23 protein-coding genes and 1 pseudogene are annotated in these 24627 nt (G+C 67.9%); 8 read left to right on the plus strand and 16 right to left on the minus strand.

Annotation, left to right across the window (positions count from 1 at the left end; translation table 11 throughout):
• The first annotated feature begins 83 nt into the window (after positions 1-83).
• The 4 genes from NVU01S_RS21655 to NVU01S_RS21670 all read left to right on the plus strand — a co-directional run bounded on the left by NVU01S_RS21655 (position 84) and on the right by NVU01S_RS21670 (position 4254).
• The gene (locus tag NVU01S_RS21655; RefSeq protein ID WP_043673293.1) at positions 84-1523 is read left to right on the plus strand and encodes a fatty acid desaturase family protein; all 1440 of its coding nucleotides are present in this window, start codon (positions 84-86) and stop codon (positions 1521-1523) included.
• A gap of 280 nt (positions 1524-1803) precedes the next feature.
• Complete coding sequence (locus NVU01S_RS21660; protein ID WP_043673290.1) at positions 1804-3060, plus strand: fatty acid desaturase family protein; 1257 nt, start codon at positions 1804-1806, stop codon at positions 3058-3060.
• 132 nt (positions 3061-3192) lie between these two features.
• Positions 3193-3813, plus strand: a complete 621-nt coding sequence (gene bluB, locus NVU01S_RS21665; RefSeq protein ID WP_043673420.1) for a 5,6-dimethylbenzimidazole synthase — start codon at positions 3193-3195, stop codon at positions 3811-3813.
• A 198-nt stretch (positions 3814-4011) separates the two neighbouring features.
• A complete protein-coding gene (locus tag NVU01S_RS21670) occupies positions 4012-4254 on the plus strand; it encodes a hypothetical protein (RefSeq protein ID WP_042258147.1) in 243 nt (80 codons plus the stop codon).
• A gap of 581 nt (positions 4255-4835) precedes the next feature.
• Here the strand turns inward: NVU01S_RS21670 and NVU01S_RS21675 are convergent.
• Positions 4836-5318 carry a GNAT family N-acetyltransferase gene (locus tag NVU01S_RS21675; protein ID WP_043673287.1) on the minus strand — a complete coding sequence of 161 codons (483 nt, stop codon included), beginning with the start codon at positions 5316-5318 and terminating at the stop codon, positions 4836-4838.
• 46 nt (positions 5319-5364) lie between these two features.
• Positions 5365-6657: an acetyl-CoA C-acyltransferase gene (locus NVU01S_RS21680; RefSeq protein ID WP_043673285.1), complete on the minus strand. Its 1293-nt coding sequence runs from the start codon at positions 6655-6657 to the stop codon at positions 5365-5367.
• A gap of 323 nt (positions 6658-6980) precedes the next feature.
• On the opposite strand from NVU01S_RS21680, the gene NVU01S_RS21685 reads away from it, so the two are divergent.
• The 3 genes from NVU01S_RS21685 to NVU01S_RS21695 all read left to right on the plus strand — a co-directional run bounded on the left by NVU01S_RS21685 (position 6981) and on the right by NVU01S_RS21695 (position 8714).
• A complete protein-coding gene (locus NVU01S_RS21685) occupies positions 6981-7688 on the plus strand; it encodes a helix-turn-helix domain-containing protein (protein ID WP_043673282.1) in 708 nt (235 codons plus the stop codon).
• A gap of 1 nt (position 7689) precedes the next feature.
• Positions 7690-8121 carry a hypothetical protein gene (locus NVU01S_RS21690; RefSeq protein ID WP_043673280.1) on the plus strand — a complete coding sequence of 144 codons (432 nt, stop codon included), beginning with the start codon at positions 7690-7692 and terminating at the stop codon, positions 8119-8121.
• A gap of 68 nt (positions 8122-8189) precedes the next feature.
• Entirely contained in the window at positions 8190-8714 is a 525-nt protein-coding gene (locus NVU01S_RS21695) for a hypothetical protein (protein ID WP_043673277.1), read from the plus strand.
• Positions 8715-8834: 120 nt separating this feature from the next.
• Here the strand turns inward: NVU01S_RS21695 and hpf are convergent, their stop codons facing one another.
• The 8 genes from hpf to ahcY form a co-directional block, all read right to left on the minus strand.
• Positions 8835-9593, minus strand: a complete 759-nt coding sequence (gene hpf / locus NVU01S_RS21700) for a ribosome hibernation-promoting factor, HPF/YfiA family (RefSeq protein ID WP_043673274.1) — start codon at positions 9591-9593, stop codon at positions 8835-8837.
• Positions 9594-9774: 181 nt separating this feature from the next.
• A complete protein-coding gene (locus NVU01S_RS21705) occupies positions 9775-10416 on the minus strand; it encodes a ComF family protein (protein WP_043673271.1) in 642 nt (213 codons plus the stop codon).
• A 39-nt stretch (positions 10417-10455) separates the two neighbouring features.
• A complete protein-coding gene (lpqB, locus tag NVU01S_RS21710) occupies positions 10456-12264 on the minus strand; it encodes an MtrAB system accessory lipoprotein LpqB (protein WP_373864208.1) in 1809 nt (602 codons plus the stop codon).
• Between the two features lie 2 nt (positions 12265-12266).
• Positions 12267-14159 (minus strand): MtrAB system histidine kinase MtrB, encoded by a 1893-nt coding sequence (gene mtrB / locus NVU01S_RS21715; RefSeq protein ID WP_052280775.1) that lies wholly within the window; start codon positions 14157-14159, stop codon positions 12267-12269.
• 73 nt (positions 14160-14232) lie between these two features.
• Positions 14233-14910, minus strand: coding sequence for an MtrAB system response regulator MtrA (gene mtrA, locus NVU01S_RS21720; protein WP_014987817.1), 678 nt, complete (start codon positions 14908-14910; stop codon positions 14233-14235).
• Between the two features lie 78 nt (positions 14911-14988).
• The gene (locus NVU01S_RS21725; protein WP_042258151.1) at positions 14989-15636 is read right to left on the minus strand and encodes a dTMP kinase; all 648 of its coding nucleotides are present in this window, start codon (positions 15634-15636) and stop codon (positions 14989-14991) included.
• A gap of 76 nt (positions 15637-15712) precedes the next feature.
• Positions 15713-16684, minus strand: coding sequence for a bacteriocin fulvocin C-related protein (locus NVU01S_RS21730; protein ID WP_043673266.1), 972 nt, complete (start codon positions 16682-16684; stop codon positions 15713-15715).
• A 209-nt stretch (positions 16685-16893) separates the two neighbouring features.
• Positions 16894-18378, minus strand: coding sequence for an adenosylhomocysteinase (ahcY, locus tag NVU01S_RS21735; protein WP_043673264.1), 1485 nt, complete (start codon positions 18376-18378; stop codon positions 16894-16896).
• Positions 18379-18478: 100 nt separating this feature from the next.
• Here ahcY and NVU01S_RS21740 point away from each other — a divergent pair, with 100 nt between their 5' ends.
• Positions 18479-19525 carry a glycerophosphodiester phosphodiesterase gene (locus tag NVU01S_RS21740; protein WP_043673262.1) on the plus strand — a complete coding sequence of 349 codons (1047 nt, stop codon included), beginning with the start codon at positions 18479-18481 and terminating at the stop codon, positions 19523-19525.
• A 799-nt stretch (positions 19526-20324) separates the two neighbouring features.
• On the opposite strand, the pseudogene NVU01S_RS21745 reads toward NVU01S_RS21740, so the two are convergent.
• From NVU01S_RS21745 to NVU01S_RS21770, 6 genes and pseudogenes are all read right to left on the minus strand, one after another.
• Positions 20325-21467: pseudogene (locus tag NVU01S_RS21745) on the minus strand (alkane 1-monooxygenase); the annotation flags it as partial.
• 191 nt (positions 21468-21658) lie between these two features.
• Positions 21659-22279 carry a TetR/AcrR family transcriptional regulator gene (locus NVU01S_RS21750; RefSeq protein ID WP_043673259.1) on the minus strand — a complete coding sequence of 207 codons (621 nt, stop codon included), beginning with the start codon at positions 22277-22279 and terminating at the stop codon, positions 21659-21661.
• A gap of 40 nt (positions 22280-22319) precedes the next feature.
• The gene (locus tag NVU01S_RS21755) at positions 22320-22502 is read right to left on the minus strand and encodes a rubredoxin (protein ID WP_014987824.1); all 183 of its coding nucleotides are present in this window, start codon (positions 22500-22502) and stop codon (positions 22320-22322) included.
• Entirely contained in the window at positions 22499-22672 is a 174-nt protein-coding gene (locus NVU01S_RS21760) for a rubredoxin (RefSeq protein WP_043673257.1), read from the minus strand. The genes NVU01S_RS21755 and NVU01S_RS21760 overlap by 4 nt, the downstream gene beginning before the upstream one ends.
• The gene (locus tag NVU01S_RS21765; protein ID WP_043673255.1) at positions 22672-23919 is read right to left on the minus strand and encodes an alkane 1-monooxygenase; all 1248 of its coding nucleotides are present in this window, start codon (positions 23917-23919) and stop codon (positions 22672-22674) included. The genes NVU01S_RS21760 and NVU01S_RS21765 overlap by 1 nt, the downstream gene beginning before the upstream one ends.
• Before the next feature lie 183 nt (positions 23920-24102).
• Complete coding sequence (locus NVU01S_RS21770; RefSeq protein ID WP_043673252.1) at positions 24103-24621, minus strand: NUDIX hydrolase; 519 nt, start codon at positions 24619-24621, stop codon at positions 24103-24105.
• Between the last annotated feature and the right edge of the window lie 6 nt (positions 24622-24627).

Here is a 24627-nt window from a genome sequence, read left to right on the forward strand (position 1 = left end):
AACGCGGCCCGGCGACGACGGCGCGGCAGCACGGGGCGCCCTTGGGTACCCTCGAAGCAAATCGAGTAGGGAAAGGACCCCCGGTGGCCATCACCGATATTCAGGCGTTCGCCCATCTCACGGCGGCCGACATCGAGACACTGGGGCAGGAACTCGATTCGATCCGGCGTTCGGTGGAGCAGTCACGTGGTGCACGTGACGCGAAGTACATCCGGCGGACCATCGCCGCGCAGCGCGGCCTCGAGGTGGCCGGGCGCGCGGTGCTGTTCGGCAGCCGCAACCGATGGGCCTGGCTCACCGGTACCGCGTTGCTGTCGGTCGCCAAGATCATCGAGAACATGGAGCTCGGGCACAACGTCAGCCACGGGCAATGGGACTGGATGAACGATCCGGAGATCCACTCCAGCTCCTGGGAGTGGGATATGACGGGTCCCTCGTCGCAGTGGCGGCGGGCGCACAACTACTCCCACCACACCTATACCAACGTGCTCGGCAAGGACGAGGACCTCGGCTTCGGCATCCTGCGGATGACCCGCGACGAGCCGTGGAAGCCGATCCACCTGGTGCAGCCGGTGGCGAACCTGGTGCTCGCGGCCACCTTCGAGTGGGGCATCGCGCTGCACGACTGGAGCATCGAGAAGGAACTGGCCGACACTCCGCGCTGGGAAGTGATGTCCCCGCCGAACGTGGAGTTCGGCCGCAAGATCGCCCGCCAGGTGACCAAGGACTTCCTGCTCTACCCGGCGCTCACCGGCCCGGCGTTCAAGTCGACGCTGAAGGCGAACGCGACCGCGAATCTGATCCGCAACCTGTGGGCCTACGCCGTGATCTTCTGCGGCCACTTCCCCGACGGCGCCGAGAAGTTCACCATCGAACAGCTCGAGGGCGAGACCAGCGGCGAGTGGTATCTGCGGCAGATGCTCGGCAGTGCCAATTTCAAGGCGGGCCCCGCCATGGCGTTCATGAGCGGCAACCTCTGCTACCAGATCGAACACCACCTGTTCCCGGATCTGCCGAGCAATCGGTACCCGGAGATTGCGGTGCGGGTGCGCGAACTGTGCGACAAGTACGACCTGCCGTACACCACGGGCTCGCTCGGCAAGCAGTACCTGCTCGCCTTCCGGACCATCCACAAGCTGGCCCTGCCGGACCGCTTCCTGAAGGCCACCTCCGACAACGCGCCCGAGACCTCCTCGGAACGCAAGTTCGCGGGCATCACGCTGCCGTCGCTGCCCAGCGCGGAGACGGCGCACTGGCTCGGCGTCGACCCGGAAACCGGGCAGCGCCGCGGCCTGCGCTCGGCCCTGCGCGAGGCCAAGGTGGTGCTGAAGGAGAAGGCTCAGCAGGAGAAGGAGATGCTGCGCGAGGCCAAGCGCGCACTCAAGGAGAAGGCCGAGCACGAAAAGGTGGTGCTGCGCGAGGCCACCCAGGCCCTGCAGGACCGGGCCCGCCAGGAACAGGCGTCGCTGCGCCGAAAGGCTGTGCGCGAGAAGGCTTTGTGGCGACTGCGGCGCCGCCGCTAGCCGATCCGGAACACCGGTGCCCGCACCCGGGTACCGGTGCGCACTGCGCCTGCCGGGAGACGAAGCACACGGCTTGCGCGGAGCGGGTTCGCGGGTGCAGAATCGAGCGTCCGCGTGACTGGCGGCCGCGGTGGAAGGCTGTGCGGGAGAAGGCTTTACGCCGCACCGCGGATGCGGTTCAACTACCATCTTCCGATCGTGTTCGCAATGGGGGATTTGCCACACCGCGGTGGCGCAGCTCGTAACCTACGGTCACGTAACTTACGGTACTGTAACCGCCATGGCGATCTCGGATGTCAAGGAATACGCACACCTCACCGAGGCCGACGTGGAAGCACTCGGCGCGGAGTTCGACGCGATTCGTCGCGATATCGAGGAATCGCGCGGTGCGCGCGACGCGAACTACATCCGTAACGTCATCCGGCTCCAGCGCGCGCTCGAGATCGGCGGCCGCGGCGTCCTGTTCGCCAGCTTCCTACCGCCCGCCTGGATCGCCGGCGTCGCCATGCTCAGCACCGCCAAGATCATCGAGAACATGGAGATCGGGCACAACACCATGCACGGGCAGTGGGACTGGATGAACGATCCGGAGATCCACTCCAGCTCCTGGGAATGGGACAACGCGGGCGCGGCCAAGCACTGGAAGCATACGCACAACTACCTGCACCACAAGTACACCAACGTGCTCGGCATGGACGACGACATCGGCTACGGCCTGCTGCGCGTCACCCGCGACCAGCGGTGGAAGCCGTTCAACCTGGGCAACCCGATCTACAACCTGGTACTGCAGCTGCTGTTCGAATACGGCGTCTCGATCCAGCACATGGAGCTGGGCAAGCTGGCCGCGGGCCGGTTCAAGCCGGGCACGCCCGAGCGCGCCGAGTTCGACCGCAAGCGCACCGAGGCGCTGACCAAGATGGGCAAGCAGATCCTCAAGGATTACGTGATCTTCCCCGCCCTCACCGGTCCGGCCTTCGTCACCACGCTCACCGCCAACCTGGCCGCCAACGCCATCCGCAACGTGTGGTCCAACGCGGTGATCTTCTGCGGTCACTTTCCCGACGGCGCGGAGAAGTTCACCAAGGCCGATATCGACAACGAGACCAAGGGCCAGTGGTACCTGCGGCAGATGCTCGGCAGCGCCAACATCTCCGGCGGTCCGCTCACCCACTTCATGACGGGCAATCTGAGCCACCAGATCGAACATCACCTGTTCCCCGATCTGCCGAGCAACCGGTACGCCGAGATCGCGGTCCGGGTGCGGGAGCTCGCCGAGAAGTACGACCTGCCCTACACCACCGGCTCGCTGCCGGTGCAGTACTTCAAGGCCTGGCGCACCATCCTCAAGCTCTCGCTGCCGAACAAGTACCTGCGCGACACCACCGACGATGCGCCCGAGACCGCCTCGGAACGCAAGTTCGCGGGCAACACCGTCGCCACCATCGACCCGGTCACCGGCAAGCGGCGCGGCCTGCGCACCGCCCTGGCCGCCGGACGCCGCCGCCTGAACCGCCGCACCCCCGCGTACGCGGGCTGATCGACTCTCCCGCACCCTTTCCGTCCTCTCGCACCCGTTTCCGCAGGGCACAGCGGGTGCGCGAACACGGAAAGGGTGCGTGTTCGTTGCCGGGTCTGCGGCTGGTTGACTGAGCGCGTGGGTGCTGACGGTCTGAGTGTTTACGACGCGATCCGGTTGCGGCGCGACGTGCGGGCGGAGTTCACCGGTGAGGTGCTCGACGACAGCACGCTGTGGCGGCTGCTGGAGGCCGCACACCGGGCGCCCAGCGTCGGGAACTCGCAGCCCTGGGATTTCGTGGTGGTGCGGGACCCGGCCACGCTGCGCGCGTTCGCCGCGCACGTGGCGGACAAGCGCATCGAGTTCCGCGACGCGCTTGCGCCGGACCGGGCCGCGACCTTCGAACCGATCAAGATCGAGGGCATCGTCGAGAGCGGCACCGGGATCGTGGTGACCTACGATCCCGGTCGCGGCGGCCCGCAGGTGCTCGGTCGGGCCACCGTCCCCGAGACCGGCGTCTTCTCCGCGGTGCTCGCGATCCAGAACCTCTGGCTCGCCGCGACCGCCGAGGGCATCGGGGTCGGCTGGGTGTCGTTCTACGCGCCCGAATTCCTCGCCGAACTCGTCGGCCTGCCCGCGGGCGTGCATCCGGTCGCCTGGCTGTGCGCCGGACCGGTGCACAGCTTCCAGCAGATCCCCGATCTGGAACGCTTCGGCTGGCGCACCGGGCGTCCGCTGGCCGAGGCCGTGCATCACGAGGTCTACCGAAAGTAGTTCGCTGTATTGCATTTTGATGCACAATCCGGCGCGTCGTGCGGCGTGTCGCAGTGCATCCGCGCAGAATGTCTGCGTCCCCGCGCCACGACCGGAGGCATGGGGGTCGGGGTCGTGGGGTTCAGCTGCTCATCAATTGGGTACGTCTGTGTACGCACCCATCTCGGATGCAGCGTTCTTCGGCTCAGGAGGTTTGCCATGGCCAATGTCGACGCCGTCCGGCTGTCGAACGAGCTTGGCATCGATCTGGCACACGCAATGCTGCGCCTGCGCAGGGAAGGCCGCCCCGGCGAGTCCAACCACGACACGTGCCTGCGGATCATCGCCGACGAGGTCCGCAAACCGCAGACCCCGAAGCGCGACACCCACGTGTTCCGGACACGCCCCGCAGCAGACGGCACATTGCCGCTGCTGCCACCCACCCGCGCCCGGCACCGCTGACCCGCACCCGGATCGCCCGAAAGCGCACTGCGCCAGCCTGAAACACGGCGTCAGCCTGAAGCACGGCGCCCACCGAAAGCGCGGCGTCAGCCCGAAAACGCTGCGTCAGCCCGAAAACGCTACGCCAACCTGAAAGCGCTGCGCCGACCCGAAACCACTACGCCAACCTGAAAGCGCTGCGCCGACCCGAAACCACTGCGCCAGCCGAAAACGCTGCGCCGACGAAGCACTGCGCCAGCCCGACACGACAGCGCTAACCGAAACGCTGGGCCAGCCTGAAGCACTGCGCCAACCCGACACCACAGCGCCAACCGAAACGCTGCGCCAGCCTGAAGCACTGAACCAGCGACGCACTGCGCCAACGCGAAAGCACAGCGCCAGTCCAAAACCACAGCGCCAGCGACGCACTGCGCCAATCCCACACCACAGCGCCAACCGAAACGCTGCGCCAGCCTGAAGCACTGCGCCAGCGAAGCACTGCGCCAATCCGAAAGCACAGCACCAGCGAAATCCTGCGCCAGCCCGAGAGCACTGCGCCGACCTGAAAGGCATTGCGCCAGGTGTGATCCCTGGGTGGGCGCTCACCAGCGCAGCACGACCTCGTGCTCGTTGTCCAGGATCCGTCCCGTCGGCACGAAACCCAGCGATCGATAGAACCCCTCGGGACTACCCGGTCCGGTCGCGTAGCTGGTGTACAGCTCGCGGGTGCCCCGCGCCGTCAACCGCTGCACGAGCGCGCGCAGCGCCGCCCGGCCGATCCCGCGTCCCTGCGCCGGACCCGCGACCATGAAGCGCCACAGGAACACACCACGCAGGTCGGGGTGGTCCTCGTCCAGCCCGTGATGCACCATCAGGAATCCGGCGGGCGCGTCGTCGGCGTAGACGGCGCGAAACCACAGGCAGTCCGAAAAGTGGGCCTCGGCAATGGAAATGCCGTTGTCGATCACCATAAGACGCTGCTGCGCGCTCAGCGTCTCACTCAAACTGCATACCGCGTAGAGGTTTTCGCGGTCGATACGGCGCAGCTCGATGCGCCGCGGCGCGGCCCCGGTCGATTCGGTCATACGCCTTGGTACTGCGCCGACCGGGGCCCGCTCAACCGGTTTTCGGTCAGACCCGTTCCAGCACGGCCGAGGCGCCGATGCCGCCCGCGGCGCAGATGCCGAGCAGCGCGGCGTTCTTGCCGGTGCGGGCCAGTTCGTTCGCCATGGTGGTCACCATCCGCGCGCCGGTGGCACCGAACGGGTGACCGAGCGACACCGAACCGCCGTGCACGTTGAGCTTGTCGATATCGACCTCGCCGACGGCGGTGTCCCGGTCGAGCCGCGTCTTGGCCCACTCGGTGCTGGCCAGCGCCGACAGCACCGACAGCGTCTGCGCCGCGAAGGCCTCGTGGATATCGACGAAATCGATGTCGCCCAGCGACATCCCGGCCTTGTCCAGCGCGCGCGGCATGGAGATCGCCGGGCCGATCAGCACCTGGTCGGTGGGATCGACGCTGACGTAGCTCCAGGAGCGGAAGGCGGCAAGCGGCCGGTAACCGAGCGCGGCGGCCTTCTCCTCGCTCATCAGCAGCACCGCGGACGCGCCGTCGGTGAGCGGGCTGGCGTTGCCCGCGGTCACCGTGCCGTTTTCGGCGAAAACCGGCTTCAGTTTCGACAGTTTTTCGATGCTGGTGTTGCCGCGGACCAGTCCGTCGCGGTCGATCTCGACGCCCTCGGGCGTGCGGACCCGCAGCACCTCGTCGTCGAACCGGCCCGATTCGATCGCGGCGGCGGCCCGATGATGCGAGCGGGCGGCGAACTCGTCCTGGTCGGCCCGGCTGATGCCGTGGATGCGGGCCATCTTCTCGGCCGACTCCCCCATCACCTCGCCGGTGGTGCGTTCGGCGATCTTCGGCCGGCTCGGCAGGATATCGGTGAACGGCGCGAGCTGACGGATCGCGGTGAGGTAGTCCTTCGGCTTCGGCTTGCCGAGCGCCAGCGGCGCGGCCGCGTGCACCACCGACTGCGGCAGCTTCACCTCGGCGTTGGAGGTGGAATCGCTGCCGCCGGCGATCATGATGTCGTATTCGCCGCGCTCGATCGCGGCCACGGCGGAGGTGACCGCCTGCAGGCCGGACGCGCAGGCCCTGGTCACCGTGTGGCCCTCACAGCCGGGGTCGAGCGCGAGGTCCAGAGCGATCTCGCGGGCGATGTTCGGCGCCGCGCTGGGCAGGATGACGCCGCCCCAGACGATCGCCTCTACCTGGGCGCCGGGCAGCCCGGTGCGCTCCAGCAGGCCCCGGACCGCGGCATCGGCGAGCGCGATGGAATCCATCCGGGTGTATCCGGTGAACGCACGCACGAACGGCGTGCGCGCACCGGACACGATAACGGCACGGCGAGCAGCCTTGGTGGCCATGCGATTTCCTTTCGAGAGATCTATGGCCACCAAACTTACTCCTAAGTAAGTTCACCGTCGACCCCCTTCGCCGACGGTGACCCGTGCACAGCAGCGGCGATCCCCTCCACCGTCGCTGAAATCCGGCCTGCCACGCGCCGTTGCGCAACAGACCGGAGGCGCCCGTTCCGACGAACGCCCCTGCTCGTCCCGGAACACTCCGCAAGACCGATGTCGGCTGAAACTTCGGCGCGTCAGAACAGTAGCAATATTTCCACTGATTTTTCAAACCTTTTCTATTGGTTTGCTTTCTGACGTGGTCGGGCTCTACTCTGAAGCTCACTATGCATAGCCCTTCGGAGCTGTCGCGGCGCCAGAAGCGATTCGGCCGAATCATCAAGGAGCGCCGGGACGAGCTCGGCCTCACGCAGTTACAGATCGGCGACCTCGGGGGACCTTCGGCACCGACGATTCGCAAGATCGAAGACGGCGACGCCGCGATCAGCACGACCACGCTGAACAAACTCGATGCGCCGCTGCGCTGGCTCCCGGGGAGCGCCGCGCGCACCTACGCGGGCGGCACCCCGGCCGCCGACGAGCCCGCACTCGCCGCGCGACAGCCCGGCGAGTCCGTCGTGGCCGGGCCCGACTCGATCCGCTTCGAACTCGCCGACCTCACCGGGCTGCTCGCGGCCGCGGGCCGGCTCAACGACGCGGTCGAGCACGGCCGGACCACCCACCCGCAGGTGGTCGCCGCGATCAGCGAACTCAACCAGGTGGTCTCCAAGCTGTCGGCGCGCTACGCGACCGCCATGCTGGAACGCAACGGCGGCCCGGGCAGGCAGCTGCACCCGCTCGTCGAGATGGCCTTCGCGCATCTGCTCGAGGTGCCCGCGGAGGCCAGCGACACCACCGAACTCCACGAACGGCGATACCGGCGCTGGCTGGCCGGACGATCAGAGGACGTCGATGCTGCGACAGAAGCACAGTTCCGGGCACGCTGGCTGGCGGCCAACGTGGACACGACCGCGAGTCGAAACGGCGGGTACTGAGGTGACGGAGAAGACCGACGACGCGCCGAGCGGCGCGACTCTCACGCTGAGTCACAAGATCAATCGGCTGTTCGCCGTCGTGCACCCCCGCTCGGCCCCCGAGCGCAGCACCGCGACCGTCGCCGAACAAGCCGGCGGGTACCTCAGCCGGGTCATCACGCCGAGCTACCTGGAACGCCTGCGCGGCGGTGAGTTCGACGGCGAGATTCCCGGCACGACAGTCGAACTCGACGTGCTCGCGGCGATCGCGCAGAGTTTCGGCGTCGCGGCCGACTACCTGACCACCTCGGGTCCGGCGGCCAGCGCGATCGATCGGGAACTGGAACTGCTCGCCACCATGCGCGACGCCAACGTCTCGAGCATCGCCCTGCGCGGTTCGAATGTGGACCAAGCGATCCTGGCCCGGATCATCGAGAGCACGGACCGTACCTGACCGACGAGTCAGTCGGTAACATCGTGACCTACATGGGGGCACTGAGCTTGCTGTAGGAGTGAAATCGCATGGCCATGCAGGCCCGGTTCCGGAACCTGACCCGGGATGTCCCGATACCGCACCCGTGGAATCTGTCGAACTATCTCGACGATGTCGCCGCCTATCGCGGCCGGCCCATCAGCCTGGTGCCGATCGACACCGCGCTGCTCGCGGGCACCGGCTGCGGCACCGGCAGCGGTCTGTGGATCGCCAAGCACGACAGCGACGTGATCGTCTACGGCGCCGACACCACCGAGTGGCATGCCGAGCACATCATCGTGCACGAACTCGGCCATATGCTGCTCGGGCACGGCCCGGAACAGCCCACCGGGGGCGGGCCGGAGCCGACCGCCCCCACTGTCGCCGCGGTCGCGGAACTGCTGCCCTCCATCTCCCCCGAATCCATCGCGCATGTGCTCGGCCGCACCGACTACGGCACCAGCCGGGAACGCGACGCGGAAACCTTCGCCGACATGGTCATGCTGCACGCCATGCGCCCGCCGCGTCGCGATTCCCTGCTGCACCGGACGTTCTTCCGCGACCGGCGCCGGTGAGCGCACCGCGGCGCGACGAGCGGATTGTCGTGCGGGAAACGGAGATACCGATCAGGTCAGCGTCTCCGGGTATCCAACGAACACGTTGAACACCCGGAGCGGCGGACGGAAACGAACCTGCTACGCGAGCCGGATAAGGCCGTAGTCGAAGGCGTGCCTGCGATAGACCACCGACGGTCGGTCGGTCTCGCGGTCTTGGAAGAGGAAGAAGTCGTGGCCGACGAGTTCCATCTGGTAGAGGGCGTCGTCGACGGACATCGGAGTCGCGGTGTGCACCTTGGTGCGGACGATATGGCCGGGTCCCGCCGCGTAATCGGGGTTCTCCGGTGTGCCCTCGGGGCGGTGGTGGTTGCCGCCGTCGGGGTGATCGTGCGCCGCGGCGGACCCGTTCGGCATCGCGAACAGGGAATCGTCCACCAGATCGGCGGTGGCCTGGGCGACGGAGACCGGGGTCTTGTCGCCGTAGTGCACCCGGCGCCGGTCCTTGGTGCGGCGCAGCCTGCTCTCCAGCTTCGCGGTCACCGATTCGAGTGCGGCATAGAAGCTGTCGGCGCACGCCTCGGCGCGCACGATGGGGCCCTTACCGCGCGCGGTGATCTCGACGCGCTGACAACTCTTGCGCTGCCTGCGATTTCGCTCGTGGAAGAGTTCGACGTCGAAAATGAAGATCGACGGGTCGAAGCGTTCGAGCCTGGAGAGTTTCTCCGCGACATAGATTCGGAAGTGATCCGGAACCTCGACATTGCGACCTTTGACCACGACGTCCGCACGGGGCGTCCTGGCTCGATCCGCAATGGGTTGCTCGGTCACGTCCAAGGTGCGATCGTCCAGCACCGAAGGATCAGCATCTTGCACTGAAGGTCGTGAAGAAGTCGTCACGCGTACCTCCCGGATATGGCCGCACAGGCGAACTGCGTGCGGCGGGATGAGCCGTGCCGATCGAGAATCTCTCGGCACATGATGTCCGAGGCGCCACCTCCAAACTCCCGGTTCGGGTGTGTGATCGCGACGCTAGTACGACATTCGGGAGTGCGCCAGTGTTCACGCAAATTTCCCGGAGTCAAGCAGCACAGGTAACCAATACGGCGCGTGCCGGTACCCCGATCCGGGCCAGCGCGCGCACCGACTCGCGCACCGTCGCCCCCGTTGTCAGCACGTCGTCCACCACCACTACCTCGGCGTTTTCCGCGATCCGGCACAGCGCCGCGGAACCGGGTACGGTGGTCACCCTGTCCTGCAGATTGTGTGCGCGCTCACGGGGTGTCAAGCCCACCGAATCCTGCACACCCCACCACACCCGCAGCACGGATACCATCCGGCTATCGGGCAGCCAACTCACGGCTATCTCCGCTGCGGCCACCACCGGATCACCGCCGCGCCGGCGCGCGGCGACCCCTCGGCTCGGTGCGGGCACGAGCACCAGCGGCCGATCGGCGCGCAGCCGCGCCAGCGCACCGGCCAGTGCCCGGCCGATCGGCGCCGCCAGATCGGTGCGCCCACTCTCCTTGGCCGCCAACACCGCTCGCCGGGCCGGGCCGCGGTACGGGCCGAGCGCCCAGCACGGCACCCCGGGGTCCAGCCGCGGCCGCACCCGGATCGGCGGGCCGGTCAGCGTGGCCGCGCAGGCGGCGCACCAGCCCACGCCGGGTTGCCCGCAGCCGGCACACGCGCTGGGCAGGATCAGATCGAGGAGGGTGCGCACCGCACGAGTGTGCGCGCACCCACCGACACGACCCGGCGATCAGCCGGGCAGTACCGGGACGGCGTTCGCGCCGAGGCCCGGCACCTCCCGCCAATACGGTTCGCGCTCGTCCGGATTCGTCGTCAACTCCAGGACCGCCCGGGAATCGGCGGCGTACTGATGCTCCGGCGAGGCACTGACCTGCCGCACCGGCGTCGTCAGGTTCCGGCTCGTGTAAGGCTGCGACCCCGATCCGTCGATCGACACCGCACCGATCGGATCGACGTTGCCTTCCCTGGCGATGATCAACCGATCGCTGCCGTACCACGACACCGAGACCGCGGCCGTGCTCGAGTCGACGCCGACCGGCAGCGGTGAGGTCAACGCGTAACCACCACCCGGCTTCGGCACCACCACCGCGACATACACCTTGCCGTCCGCGATCAACGCGGCGCGCACCCCGGTGCGGGAGACCCGTAGCTCGGTGATCGGTAGCCGGAAGGCCGATCCGGCCCCGCCGGTGAGCGCCGAGATGTCGACGTCCTGCACCGAAACGGTGCCGGTGGTCCGGTCGTTCACCGCGCGGACCACCCGCTCCCCGTCGATCACCGCCCAGGCGGCGGTGCCGTCGATATTCCAGGACGGCCGGGTGATGGTGCCGCCCTCGGCGACCGGAATCGCGTTGCCGCCGTAGGTGCCGATCATCAGGGTGCGCGGTTGTTCGGGTGCGGGCCGGCCCGCGTCGGCCACGCCCGCGACCAGTTGACCGTCCGGCGAGACGGCCGCCGACACCAGGTTGTTCACCGCGCCGAAGTAGCCCGGCGCGGCCGTGACGGCGCCGGTGTTCGCCACCTGCACCAGCGTGCCGCCGCGCAACGCGTGCAACCCGATCTGGTTGCGCCCGTTCATCGCCGCGCTGAACTGCTGCACGTCGGCCACGGCCCAGCCGCTCGCCGAGAAGCGGTCGTCGAGCGGTTTGCCGTCGGCCAGCAGCACATACGGCCCGATGATGTCCGCGCCCGCGAGGGTGAGCACCACCTGCGCGGCCAGTAGCTCGCGATCGCGCGGTGCGAGCGCCGAGGCGCCCGCGAAATCTATTCGCACCCCGCCGACGCCCACTCCGACGCCGTCCGGATCGCCGTTGGCCTTGGTGACCGGGCCGCGCAGGGCGATCGGCTGGGCCAGTTCGTTGCGCAGCACCGGCGTCAGCGCGGGCTGGGTGCCCTCGCCGAGCATGCTGAGCAGCCGCTGGGTCAGCTGCACCTTGGGCACCGAGATCCAGCGCAGATCCGGCACGACCGAACTGCTGGTCGGATCCACGAAGTAGAGCACGTAGCGCCGGTAGGACTTGCCGAAGGCGACGGAGTCCATCACCACGCCGTCGGGCAGTTCGTCGATGCGCCACTCGTTGTTGACCCGGATCATCTCGATCTTGTTCTCGAGCGGATCGGCGGTCGCCTGATACGAGCCGTCGGCCTTGAGCTCGCCGACCTTGCGCGCCCGCACCCGATAGGTCGCCTTGTCCCCGGAACGCGACTCGCGCAACGTGTCCGGCTTCTCCACGATGGTGATGCCCGCGGCGTCGTCCCACTGGGCCGCGGCCGACGGGGTCATGAACTGCCGGGCGGCCAGGTGCCGGTTGGTCGGGTCGGCGGTGGCCGAGAGGAAATCGCGCAGCAGCAGGTCGGGGTCGCGGCCCTGCTGCGGCTGCGGCGGGCCCTCGGAGGTGGGTTCCCGGTTGATCGTGCCGAGGGCCTGCGGCGCGGAGGATTCCGGCAGGCTCGCGCAGCCGGAGAGCACGACGAGCGCGGCCACCGCGGCCGCGCCGAACGCGAACAGCCGCTGCTTGCGCGCGGAACCGACTCGCATGCTCATAACGGTACGTCCCCGGATCCGCGCGCCGGGTCCGCACCCGGCGGTGTCGATTCCTCGTCCGGTCCGCCCGCTCGGGCGACCGGTGTGGCCGAATCAGCGCTGGGCGCACTCGACTCGGCGTCCGCTCCGGTCACGACGTGCGATGGCACCGGCGCCACTGCCGTCGAACCGTTGCCCGACGCGAAGACCGCGGTGCCGCCGGACGGGAACGACACGGTCTCCCCCGGCGCGGCCTCCGGTTCCGGTTCGGTCGTGCTCGGCACGATCTCCAGTTCGGCCTGCCGGGCCGCCGCCTGCTTGCGCACGGGTTCCAGCGGCAGCGGGCTCGCGCCGAGCTTCTTGCCCCGCACCAGCGGCAGCGTCAGCCGGAAGCTCGCGCCGACGCCGACCTCGCCCCAGGCCTCCAGCCTGCCCTCGTGCAGGTTCGCGTCCTCGACGCTGATCGACAGGCCGAGCCCGGTGCCGCCGGAGCGGCGCATCCGGGACGGGTCCGAGCGCCAGAACCGGTTGAAGACCAGCTTCTCCTCGCCGGGGCGCAGCCCGACGCCCTGATCGCGCACCACCACCGAGACCGCGTTGGCGTCCAGATCGCCGCGCATCCGGATCAGCACCGGCTTGCCCTCGCTGTGGTCGATGGCGTTGGCCAGTAGATTGCGCAGCACCCGCTCCACCCGGCGCGGGTCGACCTCGGCGACCAAGGGCTCCTCCGGCATATCGATCACGACCTCGACGCCGGCGTCCTTGGCCAGGTGCCGCACCGTCGAGATGGCCGCCCGCGCACACATCCGCACGTCCAGCGATTCCACCTGCAGCTCCGCCACACCCGCGTCGTGGCGGCTGATCTCGAGCAGGTCGTTGAGCAGTCCCTCGAACCGGTCCAGCTCGTTGACCAGCAGTTCGGCACTGCGCGCCAGCGCGGGATCGAGATCGTCGCTGCTGCCGTGGATCAGATCCGCCGCCATCCGCACCGTGGTCAGCGGGGTACGCAGTTCGTGGCTGACATCGGAGGTGAACCGGCGCTGCAGATTGCCGAACTCCTCGAGCTGGGTGATCTGGTTGGACAGACTCTCGGCCATCTCGTTGAACGCCTGCGCCAGCCGGGCCATATCGTCCTCGCCGCGCACCAGCATGCGTTCTTTGAGCCTGCCGTCGGCGAAGCGACCCGCGATCCGGGCGGCCGACCGGATCGGCAGCACCACCTGCCTGGTGACCAGCGCGGTGATCGCGGCGAGCAGGACCAGCAGCACGATGCCGCCGATCATCATGGTGCCGCGCATCAGCGACAGGCTGCGCGCCTCGCTGGCCAGCGGGAAGATGAGATAGATCTCCAGCGTCGGCACGTCGACGCTCGGGCTGCCGATGATCAGCGCCGGGCCGTGGTACCAGCTGGAGTCGGAGATGGTGGTGAACTGCCTGCTCACCTGGCCGCGACGGACGAAGTTGCGCAGCTCGACGGGCACGTCCTGAATCGGGCCCGCGGTGAGTTCCTGCTGGCTGCCGTCCACCATCACCAGCGCGAGGTCGTAGCTGCCCGCGACACCGGTCTGCGGGCTACCGCCGCTGGACAGCGTGTTGCGGGCCTCGATCAGCCGGGTCTGGGTGTTGGCGTCCTGGATGCTGGACAGCTGGCCGTGCACCGCGTTGCGGGCACGCGACATCTCCTCGACCGCGGCATTGATCTTGGTGTCCAGCATGCGGCTGGTGATCTGATCGGTCAGCACCACACCGAGGATCGTGATCACGATCAGCGAGAGGGTGATCGTGGAGACCGCGACGCGCAGCTGCAACGATCGCTGCCACAGGTGGCCCAGCAGGACACCCAGCTCGGCGAACCGGGCACCCGCTGCCGCCAGCGCCCGCTCCAGTTGGTTTCTGGAGCGACGGATCACGGCCGCGCCTCGACGGCGACCGGCGCCGTCGTCCGGGCGAACGCGGCGGCCACGACCCGTGTAACGCGTGTGCTCACGGTGGTCCAGCTTTGTAGCCGACACCGCGAACGGTCAAGACGATCTCCGGATTCTCGGGATCCTTCTCGACCTTGGCGCGCAACCGCTGGACGTGCACGTTGACCAGTCGGGTATCGGCGGCGTGCCGGTAACCCCACACCTGTTCGAGCAGCACCTCGCGGGTGAACACCTGACGCGGCTTGCGGGCCAGCGCCACCAGCAGATCGAACTCCAAGGGCGTCAGCGAGATCTGCTGTCCGCCGCGGGTCACCTTGTGCGCGGGCACGTCGATGACGATATCGGCGATCGAGAGCATCTCAGCGGGCTCGTCCTCGGTGCGGCGCAGCCTGGCGCGCACCCGGGCGACCAATTCCTTGGGCTTGAACGGCTTGACGATGTAATCGTCGGCGCCCGACTCCAAACCGAGCACGACGTCGACGGTGTCCGTCTTCGCCGTCAGCATCACGATGGGCACGCCCGAATCCGCGCGCAGCACCCGGCACACGTCGATGCCGTTCATGCCGGGCAGCATCAGGTCCAGCAGCACCAGATCGGGGCGGATCTCCCGAACCGCCGCGAGGGCCTGTGTGCCGTCGCCGACCACATGCGGGTCGAACCCTTCCCCGCGCAAGACGATCGTGAGCATCTCAGCGAGCGCCATATCGTCGTCGACGACCAGAATCTTCGGCTTCATAATTACTATGTTGTCATCTCCCAGGCCAGGATCGGGTCGCCACGCCAACACTGGTACGAACCCGCCGCACATCTAACCCTATCGGGTAATCAAATCGGCGAATCGCGCGGCCAGCGTGGCTGGATCGTCACCGGATCGGAATATCCACCACGGGCCGTACCAGTTCTGTTGGGCCAGCTCACGGTACACCGCGAGGGTGCGCTGCTGTAGTCGCGCGTCCCGCTCGTAGGCGTCGAGCGCCCGGCTGCTGTCGAGTTCGCCTCGGCGCCGGGCTCGTTCGGCCGCGAGCTCCGGCGAGACGTCGAGCAGCACCTGTACCGCGGGCGCGGGCAACGCGAACCGTTCGTACTCCAATTCGCCTATCCAGCCCACGATTGCGCCCGCCGCGGACTGTTCGAGCCGGGCCGCGTTGTAGGCGGCGTTGGACGCGACGTACCGATCGAGCAGCACGATGTCGTTGTCCGCCAACAGTTTCGCCAGTTCGTCGCGCGCGTCCGCCCGATCCAGCGCGAACAGCAGCGCCATCGCGTTCACCGACGCCGCCAGGTCGCCGTGCGCGCCGTGCAGCGCCTCGGCCGCCAGATCGGCGTGCACCGAGCGGCCGTAGCGCGGAAAGGCCAACGAGGCGACCCGTACTCCGTCGGCGCGCAGCCGCGCGGTGACGGCGTCGGTCAACGTCCGCTTGCCGGCCCCGTCGAGCCCCTCGACGACAATCAACGCTCCCATGGCTGGCAGGGTACTCAGCGCCCGGCCGCCGCGGCCCGTCGGTGCGCCGCGGCGGCCCGGATCGTTGCCTGCGGGCCTATGCGCAGCGACCGTTGCATTCGTAGCGCCAGAGGGTGCCGCAGCCGCCCTTCTTGTTGCAGCCGTTGACGAGTCCGACGCAGCGGGCGTCGCCGCAGTGGCTGCTCGCCGCGCTGCACTCGCAGTCGGGCAGTTTTGCCAGCAGCGTGCGCTCGCCCGCCTCGGTATCCGGTCCGAGCACGCCGACGATGCGGCGGGCCTGCGCGCGACCGAACTCGGCCTCGACGCGGGCGGCCGCCGCGTCGAGCCGGACGGTGAGTTCGTCGGTGCGCTCGCCGCGGAAGGTCGCCGGGTCCGCGGCTAGCTCCTCGATCCGCCGAAGTGCCGCATCCTGTTCCGTGGACAACCGCTCGCGCGCGGCCCGGGCCCGCGCCAAATGCTCGGTCCACAAACGGCTTTGCACCTCGGCGGGCAACTGGACGATCGCGGCACGACGGTATGTCATGGGGTACTTGGCGATACCGTCGAGGTCCTGCGGCAGCGAGCCCAGGTTCTCCTGCACCCAGCGGTGCGCCGACGACGCCTCCGCGACACCGGCCCCGCGACCGAGCACCAACCAGCCGGCCAGGACCGCGCCCGACCCGGCCAGGAGCACGCCGCGCCGCGAGGGGCCCTGCGCCACGATCGCGGCCACAGCGTCCGGTGACCGCTGTGCGGCGGACTCGGCCGCGGCGAACTCACCCAGCACGCGCAAGACCCGCACCGTCGCGCGCGGACCGAGCACGCGCGCCATCGGCACCGCTAGCGCCGGACCGGTCCAACTCTTGGCCCTCCCACCGGTGACCCGGATCAGCGTCGGCTGCCAGGGCGCGGCCGGGCCGAGACTGTCATGGCGCCAACGGATCACGTCCGCATCCGTCAGCGGCCTGGTGTCGAGCCGATCCCCCGCGACCGCCGCGACGAGATCGGAGATCCGCGTGCACTTCGCGCACGAGCCGTCGAATGCCAGAATCCAGCGCGAGTCCTTCATGGTGCATACCCCCCGGGAGCGATGCCGACCGGCGATCTGCTTTCGCCGGACGCTAGGTATCGCCATTGTCGGAAGGCCCCGCTCGCGCCCGCAATGGAATCGCCCGCGAAACACCTTGCCTGGCAGCAGAGGTGGCAGCACTGCCAGCTTGCGCGAAAAGCACGCGGCCGCCGGACCCGAGTGGTCCGGCGGCCGCGTGCGTCAGTCGCTCAGTAGCGGTAGTGCTCCGGCTTGAACGGGCCGTCGACGTCGACGCCGATGTACTCGGCCTGATCCTTGGTGAGCTTGGTCAGGGTGCCGCCGAGCGCTTCGACGTGGATCTTGGCGACCTTCTCGTCGAGGTGCTTGGGCAGGCGATAGACCTCGTTGTCGTATTCGTCCGGCTTGGTCCACAGTTCGATCTGCGCGATCACCTGGTTGGAGAAGCTGTTCGACATCACGAACGACGGGTGGCCGGTGGCGTTGCCCAGGTTCAGCAGGCGGCCCTCGGACAGCACGATGATCGCCTTGCCGGACTCCTTGAACGTCCACAGGTCGACCTGCGGCTTGATGTTCAAACGCGTTGCGCCCGAACGCTCCAGCGCGGCCATATCGATCTCGTTGTCGAAGTGACCGATGTTGCCGAGGATGGCCTGGTCCTTCATCGCCTTCATGTGATCGAGGGTGATGATGTCCTTGTTGCCGGTCGAGGTGATCACGATATCGGCGTTGCCGATCGCCTGCTCGACGGTGACGACGTCGTAGCCGTCCATCAGCGCCTGCAGTGCGTTGATCGGGTCGATCTCGGTGACCTGCACCCGGGCGCCCTGTCCCGCAAGCGATTCCGCGCAGCCCTTGCCGACATCGCCGTAGCCGCAGATCAGCACCTTCTTGCCGCCGATGAGCACGTCGGTGCCGCGGTTGATGCCGTCGATCAGCGAGTGGCGGGTGCCGTACTTGTTGTCGAACTTGGACTTGGTCACCGAGTCGTTGACGTTGATCGCCGGGAACACCAGCTCACCCGCCGCCGCGAACTGGTACAGCCGCAGCACGCCGGTGGTGGTCTCCTCGGTGACGCCCTGCACCGATTCGGCGATGGCGCTCCACTTGCCCTTGTCGGACTCGAAACGCTCGCGCAGCAGGTTCAGGAAGACCTTGTACTCGGCCGAGTGGTTCTCGTCCTCGGGCGGGACGACGCCCGCCTTCTCGAACTGCGCGCCGCGCAGCACCAGCATGGTGGCGTCACCGCCGTCGTCGAGGATCATGTTGGCCGGCTCGGCCGGCCAGGTCAGCATCTGCTCGGCGGCCCACCAGTACTCCTCCAGGGTCTCGCCCTTCCAGGCGAAGACCGGGGTGCCCTTGGGCTCGTCCACGGTGCCGTTCGGGCCGACCACGACGGCGGCCGCGGCGTGATCCTGGGTGGAGAAGATGTTGCAGGAGGCCCAGCGCACCTGCGCACCGAGCGCCACCAGGGTCTCGATCAGCACGGCGGTCTGCACGGTCATGTGCAGCGAACCGGAGATCCGCGCCCCCTGCAGCGGCAGGACCTCGGCGTACTCGCGCCGCAGCGCCATCAGCCCGGGCATCTCGTGTTCGGCCAGGCGGATCTCCTTGCGGCCGAATTCGGCAAGCGCGAGATCGGCCACCTTGAAGTCGATGCCGTTGCGGACGTCCGCGGTGAGTGAAGTTCGCGCGGGAAGTTCTGAGGTCGTCATAGCCTCTGTCTGCCTCTCCTGGAAGTCGGTACCAACACGCAAGGCTAGTCGCTGGCGCGGCGGCTGGGTACACCGTACTCACCCTTGCTAGCTTGGCGCGATGCCGAACCTGCGCGCTATCGCCACGACCGCTGTCGTCGGGCTGTCCGTCCTGGGTCTCAGCACCGCCTGCGACAGCGGATCGGACGCCGCACCCGCAACTGCGTCGCGAACCGTCGACCTGCAGGCGCACCGCGGCGGGCGCGGCCTGACCGTCGAGGAATCGCTGCCCGGCTTCGCCAAGGCGCTCGAGCTCGGCGTCACGACGCTCGAGCTCGATATCGTGCTCACCGCCGACCGGATGCCGCTGATCTGGCACGACCCGACCGTGCTCGCCACCAAATGCGCCGACACCGCGCCCGCGACCGTGGACGACCCGGAGTTCCCGTACGTGGGCAAGCTGGTGCACGAGCTGACCTACACCCAGATCCGGACCCTGGACTGCGGGCGGGCCCTGGCCGACTTCCCCGGCCAGCAAGCCCTGCCGGGCAACAAGATAGCGACGCTGCCCGAGCTGTTCGATCTGGTGAAGTCCTATCGCGGCGCGCACCCGCGGTACAACATCGAGACCAAAGTGGAAGCCGAACATCCCGAACAGTCCGCCACGCCACAGGAATTCGTGGACGTCATCCTCGGCACCGTGACCGCGGCCGGCGAGACCGGCAACGTCGAGATCCAGAGCTTCGACTGGCGGTCGCTGCCGCTGGTGCGCAAGGCCGATCCGACCATCCCGCTGGTGGCGCTCTACGACGACACCACCTTCGTCGCAGGCTCGAAGTGGCTCGGGCCGATCCGGTTCGAGGACTACCCGGACGATCCGCTCGGCGCGGTGAAAGCGCTGGGCGCCAACGTCGCTTCGCCCGGCTACTCGGTGCCCTACGGCCGCAAAGCGGGTGAACCGGGCTTCGCCCTGGTGGCGGACAAGACCTACGTCGACCGGGCGCACGAACTCGACCTGCGCGTCATCCCGTGGACCGTGAACGACAAGGCCACGATCGCCGCCCAACTCGAAACCGGCGTAGACGGCGTGATCACCGACTACCCCGACCGGATGCGAGAGGTGCTGCAGGAGAAGGGACTCCCCCTCCCGCCCGCCTACCACCGCTGAACCCGGCAGCTCCGGCAGAGGTCGGGCGCGCACCCCGCGGCCGACCCGACCAAGCCACTGCCAGAGTCCGACCACCCACACCGCTCGAAAACCGGGACCACGCACGCACCCCCACGCCCGGCTCCCCGGTCGGTCACCACCGAACGGGGAGCCGCGCACGCACACCGCGCACGGCTCCCGTCGGTCGCCACCGAACAGGCGGGCCTGGTTCTCAGATCGCGCCCGACTCCGCCACCGTCGCTTCCCTGCGCTGCGCCGATCCGTTGCGCTGCACCACAGCGTTGCGCTGCACGGCACCGTTACATGGGCTGCCCGCATTGCTTACTGGCACACCGGTTTCCGAGGTGACACCACTGCCCGAGGCGACACCCTCCGCCGCGACGGCGGCACTACTCGGGCTCCCGTCGCTGCCCTGCAACGCACTATCCGCCTGCAACACACCATCGGCCTGCGCGCCACGATTCGGCTGCGCCGCACCAGCACCCGACACCGCGCCGTTCGATCGCGCCACACCACTGGCCTGCGCCGCACCACCAGCCTGCGCCGCGCCCTTCGTTTGCGCCGCCGTATTGGAGGGCACCGCACCGTCACCGCCCCGCACCACACCGTTCGAGTGCGCGGCACCGTTGGCCGACCGCGCACCCCCAGCTCGCGCCGCACCGTCCGCCGGCGCCGCACCGCTGGCCTGCACCGCGCCGGCCGCTTGCGCCGCCTCGTTCACTTGCGCCGCACCATTCGCTTGCGGCGCGGTATTTGCCTGTGCCGCTGCATTTTCCGGGGTCTGGGTGGCCCAGCCGCGGTAGCGTTCCAGGAGCTGGCGGCGTTTGCGGGGGTGGATGTTCGCGCGGGTGACGTCGCCGTCGTAGTGCTCGAGCACGCGATGGTCCATCACCGCCCGCCACAGCGGCGGAACGACCGCGAACAGAATCATCGTGGCGTATCCGGCCGGCAGCTGCGGCGCCTGCATGGAACTGCGCAGCGTCTGATACCGGCGGCCCGGATTGGCGTGATGATCGCTGTGCCGCTGTAGATGGAACAGGAAGATATTGGTGACGAGCCGGTCGCTGTTCCAGCTGTCGCGCGGCGAGCAGCGCGCGTAATTGCCGTTCGGCCGCTTGCCCCGCAGCAGCCCGTAGTGCTCGATGTAATTCACCGTCTCCAGCAGCGCGGCGCCGATCACAGCCTGCAGGATCAGCCACGGCAGGATGCCGATGCCGAACAGCGCCATCAGCGTGCCGAACAGCACCACGCTCATCGACCAGGCCTGCAGGATGTGGTTGTGCACGCTGAACCAGCGCCGGTTCTTGCGCGCCAGGCGCACCCGCTCCAGTTCGATGGCCGAGCGGAAGCTGCCGAACACGCTGCGCGGCAGGAACTCCCAGAGGGTCTCGCCGAGCCGGCCGCTGGCCGGGTCTTCCGGCGTGGCGACCCGCACGTGATGCCCGCGATTGTGCTCGACGAAGAAGTGGCCGTAGAACGACTGCGCCAGCGCCACTTTGGCCAGCCAGCGTTCGGCGTTCTCGACCCGGTGACCCAGTTCGTGCGCCGCGTTGATCCCGATGCCGCTGACGAATCCGAGCGTCGCGGCGAGGCCGAGCTTGTCGACGATGCTCAGCTCGTGACCCGCCCACATGGCGCAGGCGATGAGCAGGCCGATCAGCTGCACAGGCAGGAACAGATAGGTGCACCACCGGTAGTACCGGTCATTGGACAGCAACTCGTAGTCTTCATCGCGCGGATTGGTGCCGTCCTCGCCGACAACCCAGTCCAGGACCGGGATGACGATCAGCACGATGATCGGACCGATCCACCAGAACACCTTTGCCCCGGTCTGCAACACGAGTTGCGAGGGCAACAGGGCGCTCAGTGGAGCGATCAGGCCGAAAACCCATAAGTGTCGTTTGGGATCAGTTGATACCGGCGGTTTGCCAACCGTTTGCACGTTTCTCCCGCTAAATAGGAACCCTAACTCCGATGTACGAGAATAGTTCCAGACTGTACGGCCGTTTCGCAGACCTTGACGGATGAAACGTGACGAGGATTACAACCCTGGCAGTTGGTTTTTAAGTCCACTCATATGTTAGTGAAGCGTGGCTTACTTTCCGCAAACATATGCGGCGGCGAACGAGTTCACTACTGCTCGATTCGGGCCGCGAGAATCGCCTCGACATAGGGGCTCAGCAACGCGCTCAAATCCTCCGGAGCGTCGCGCCCGGGGCCGGGCGGGGTCGGGATGTAGCTCAGCGCGATGCGCACCAGCGCGTGCGCGATGACATCCGATTCGGCCGCGGTCGCCGCCACCCAGCTGTGCTGGAACGCCAGCGAGAGCCGGGCGGTCGCCTGCTCGAGCAACGGCCCGGCATCGAGGGTGATCAGCCGCAGCAGGTCCAGCTTCACCTCACCGGCCAGCAGCGAGCGGACCAGCGGATCGGCCGCGGCGTCGAGGAAGAAGTTGCGCATCCCCTCCCGGAACGCGGCGCGGGCATCACCGACATTGCCGGTGATGGCCGCGTCCACGTGGTCGACCAGATCGTCGGCCAGGCGCAGCGCGTACGCCTGCGCGAGACCGCTGCGGGAACCGAACTCGTTGTAGAGGGTCTGCCTGCTGACGCCCGCCCTGGCGGCCACATCACCGAGGGTGATCTTGGACCAATCCCGTTCGGTGAGCAGTTCCCGCATGGCATCGAGGACCGACGCGCGCAGCAACTCCCGCGCGGCCTCCTGATAGGGAATGCGAGTTCCGGTGCGCGCCATACCCGCGACACTGTCACGGGCGGTTCCCGCAGTCAAAACATCACGACCGCTCTATTTCGACCATGTAGAAGTCCGCCTTGGCGGCGCCGCAGTCCGGACACGTCCAGTCGTCGGGAATATCGTCCCAGCGCGTGCCGGGCGCGATACCGTCCTCCGGCCACCCCTTCGCCTCGTCGTATTCGAAACCACACTGAATGCACTGAAAAAGTTTGTAATCGTTCATTTGACCGCTCCCACCTGTTCGAAATCGATTTTCTCCCGCACCCCACAGTCCGGGCAGCACCAGTCGTCCGGGATCACGTCCCACCGGGTGCCCGCGGGAAATCCTTCGTGCGGATCGCCTTTCGCCTCGTCGTATACGTATTCGCACACAGGACAACGGAACAGATTCATCACGCCACCCCGTCGGCCCGCAACTCGGTACCGTAACGGGCAATCACCTTGTCTCGCTTGCCCGGTTGGATATTCGCGCGGGTGATGTCGCCGTCATAGTGCGCGAGCACGCGCTTGTCCATCACGCGCCGCCACAGCGGCGGGAAGTAGGCGAGCAGGATCATGCTCGCGTACCCGCTGGGCAGATTCGGGGCGCCGTCCCAGCTGCGCAGGGTCTGATAGCGCCGGGTCGGATAGGCGTGATGATCACTGTGGCGCTGCAGGTGGTACAGGAAGATGTTGGTCACGATGTGGTCGCTGTTCCAGCTGTGCACCGGCGCGGGCCGCTCGTATCGTCCCGACGCGGTCCGCTGCCGGACCAGGCCGTAGTGCTCGAGATAGTTGACCGCCTCCAGCAGGCTGAACCCGACCACCGCCTGCAACACCAGATACGGCAGCAGTTCGACGCCGAACACCGCGACGAGCACGAGGTAGAGCGCCGCCGACATCAGCCACGCGCTGAGCACCTCGTTCTTCAGGCTCCACGGCTTCTTCTCCAGTCGCTGCAGCCGGGTCTTCTCCAACCGCCACGCCGAGGTCAGGCTGCCCCACACGGTGCGCGGCCAGAAAGCCCAGAATGTTTCGCCCACACGAGAACTCGCCGGATCCTCGGGGGTTGCGACGCGCACATGATGACCGCGGTTGTGCTCGATATAGAAGTGACCGTAGAACGATTGCGCCAGTGCGATTCTCGACAGCCAGCGCTCCAGATGCACCTTCTTGTGGCCCAATTCGTGCGCGGTGTTGATGCCGATGCCACCGATCATGCCGACCGTGATCGCGAGGCCGATCTTGTCGACCACGTGCAGGCCACCGTCGAAACCGAGCCAGCTCACCTCGTCCGCGGTGATCAGGTAGCAGGCCATGAGCAGCGTCGCGTATTGGCACGGCAGATACAGGTAGGTGAGGTAGCGGTAGTACTTGTCGTGCTCCAGATACTCCATCACCTCGTCCGGCGGATTATCGCCGTCAGGCCCGAAGAATATGTCCGCCAACGGAATCAGCACATACACCAGGATCGGGCCGAGCCAGAACGGCACCTGTGCCAGCCGATGCCAGCCGAGTGCGTTGAGGGCGAGGATCACCGGGATCCCGATGGTGAACAGGCCGGTGGGCGCGAACAAACCCCACAGCCACATATAGCGCTTGCGGTCGCGCCAGTCCGGCGTCGCCGTCGGCTGCGCGGACGTGTCGGCTGCTGTCGACATCGTTGTCTCCAATCCAAAAGCGGCACGCCACGTGTGACGTGCGTTACCTCTGCCATGGACACTAGAGATCGATTTGTCGCCTGTCTATACAAATCAGCGAATTTGTAAAGCCGAGACGGCCCGCACAACGAGAACGCCCCGGTCAGGCGAGGCCTGACCGGGGCATCGGCACGTCGAGGGGTGTTACCGCAACAGCACGTCGGCGTTGTCCGGGAGTGCGTCCACCGGCCACCAGCGCAGGTCCGTGGACTCCGCGCTGCGCACCGGCACCGCGCCCGCCGGGGCGGTGATCCGGAACAGCAGGTCCAGGTGCCGCGTCGGCCGGCCGAGCGAACAGGTGATCGGATGCGCCTGCGCGCCGTACAGCTGCGGCGCCATCCGCAGCCCGGCGATGCCGGATTCCTCGGTGGCCTCGCGCAGCGCCGCGTCCGCGACGGTCTCGTCCGACTCCTCGCAGTGCCCGCCGAGCTGGATCCAGCTGCCCACCCGCGGATGCAGGGTCAGCAGCACCTCGCGCTCGTCGTGGGAGAACACCACCGCCGAGGCGGTGATGTGGCCCGGCGCGTGCTCGCGCAGGCACCCGCGCGGCGCGGCGCCGAGGAAGGCGAGCATCGCCTCGCGCAGCGACTGGTCGGAACCGGCGGCGGGCGACCAGGATTCGAGCAGCGCGGTCGCGGAGGCATGCAGCGAGCCGGCGGTCATCGGCGC

It is taken from the genome of Nocardia vulneris (genome assembly GCF_001613425.1).
Classification (GTDB): domain Bacteria; phylum Actinomycetota; class Actinomycetes; order Mycobacteriales; family Mycobacteriaceae; genus Nocardia; species Nocardia vulneris.

What these genes read in the sequence shown, in the direction of transcription:
- NVU01S_RS21695 (WP_043673277.1), top strand. Translation starts at nt 8,190, where the DNA reads ATGGCCATGCAGGCCCGGTTCCGGAACCTGACCCGGGATGTCCCGATA.
- NVU01S_RS21685 (WP_043673282.1), top strand. Translation starts at nt 6,981, where the DNA reads ATGCATAGCCCTTCGGAGCTGTCGCGGCGCCAGAAGCGATTCGGCCGA.
- NVU01S_RS21730 (WP_043673266.1), bottom strand. Translation starts at nt 16,684, where the DNA reads ATGAAGGACTCGCGCTGGATTCTGGCATTCGACGGCTCGTGCGCGAAG.
- NVU01S_RS21680 (WP_043673285.1), bottom strand. Translation starts at nt 6,657, where the DNA reads ATGGCCACCAAGGCTGCTCGCCGTGCCGTTATCGTGTCCGGTGCGCGC.
- lpqB (WP_373864208.1), bottom strand. Translation starts at nt 12,264, where the DNA reads ATGCGAGTCGGTTCCGCGCGCAAGCAGCGGCTGTTCGCGTTCGGCGCG.
- NVU01S_RS21750 (WP_043673259.1), bottom strand. Translation starts at nt 22,279, where the DNA reads ATGGCGCGCACCGGAACTCGCATTCCCTATCAGGAGGCCGCGCGGGAG.
- NVU01S_RS21660 (WP_043673290.1), top strand. Translation starts at nt 1,804, where the DNA reads ATGGCGATCTCGGATGTCAAGGAATACGCACACCTCACCGAGGCCGAC.
- NVU01S_RS21770 (WP_043673252.1), bottom strand. Translation starts at nt 24,621, where the DNA reads ATGACCGCCGGCTCGCTGCATGCCTCCGCGACCGCGCTGCTCGAATCC.
- NVU01S_RS21740 (WP_043673262.1), top strand. Translation starts at nt 18,479, where the DNA reads ATGCCGAACCTGCGCGCTATCGCCACGACCGCTGTCGTCGGGCTGTCC.
- ahcY (WP_043673264.1), bottom strand. Translation starts at nt 18,378, where the DNA reads ATGACGACCTCAGAACTTCCCGCGCGAACTTCACTCACCGCGGACGTC.
- NVU01S_RS21675 (WP_043673287.1), bottom strand. Translation starts at nt 5,318, where the DNA reads ATGACCGAATCGACCGGGGCCGCGCCGCGGCGCATCGAGCTGCGCCGT.
- NVU01S_RS21670 (WP_042258147.1), top strand. Translation starts at nt 4,012, where the DNA reads ATGGCCAATGTCGACGCCGTCCGGCTGTCGAACGAGCTTGGCATCGAT.
- NVU01S_RS21725 (WP_042258151.1), bottom strand. Translation starts at nt 15,636, where the DNA reads ATGGGAGCGTTGATTGTCGTCGAGGGGCTCGACGGGGCCGGCAAGCGG.
- NVU01S_RS21760 (WP_043673257.1), bottom strand. Translation starts at nt 22,672, where the DNA reads ATGAATCTGTTCCGTTGTCCTGTGTGCGAATACGTATACGACGAGGCG.
- mtrA (WP_014987817.1), bottom strand. Translation starts at nt 14,910, where the DNA reads ATGAAGCCGAAGATTCTGGTCGTCGACGACGATATGGCGCTCGCTGAG.
- NVU01S_RS21755 (WP_014987824.1), bottom strand. Translation starts at nt 22,502, where the DNA reads ATGAACGATTACAAACTTTTTCAGTGCATTCAGTGTGGTTTCGAATAC.
- NVU01S_RS21765 (WP_043673255.1), bottom strand. Translation starts at nt 23,919, where the DNA reads ATGTCGACAGCAGCCGACACGTCCGCGCAGCCGACGGCGACGCCGGAC.